The organism is Agrobacterium sp. LY4, from assembly GCF_001526585.1.
In the GTDB taxonomy this organism is placed as follows: Bacteria; Pseudomonadota; Alphaproteobacteria; order Rhizobiales; family Rhizobiaceae; genus Agrobacterium; species Agrobacterium leguminum.
Genome location: NZ_ASYA01000048.1, coordinates 1 through 312, shown reverse-complemented (window position 1 = coordinate 312; position 312 = coordinate 1). Strand labels below are relative to the sequence as shown.

At 61.9% G+C, this 312-nt stretch carries 1 protein-coding gene; it reads right to left on the bottom strand.

What is annotated here, in order from left to right; all coding sequences use genetic code 11:
* On the bottom strand, window positions 1-312 hold a 312-nt coding region (locus L904_RS23485), incomplete at both ends, for an NADPH-dependent F420 reductase (RefSeq protein ID WP_197416765.1).

Below are 312 nucleotides of genomic sequence, written 5' to 3'. Positions count from 1 at the left end.
ATCGCCGGATAGCAGGTGCGGTTGCAGATGGTTGAATGCCTTGACGACACGTGCGCCGGGAACGAGATCGGCGAAGACCTCGGTGGAAAGACGGCCATTCAGCTCGGCCGGCCTGAACAGCGGCGCTTCGATAGGATTGTTGGCGTCGATGACGATGCGGCCGCCGAAGTCCGGCAGAGTGGCGAGCGCCTTCGGCAGCTTTGACCAGTTGACGGCGACCAGCACAATGTCGGCGCTGGCCGCTTCTTCAAGTGTGCCTGCCTTGATGAAAGGCTTCAGTTCTGTTTCGAGTACGGCAAGCGAGGCCGGGCC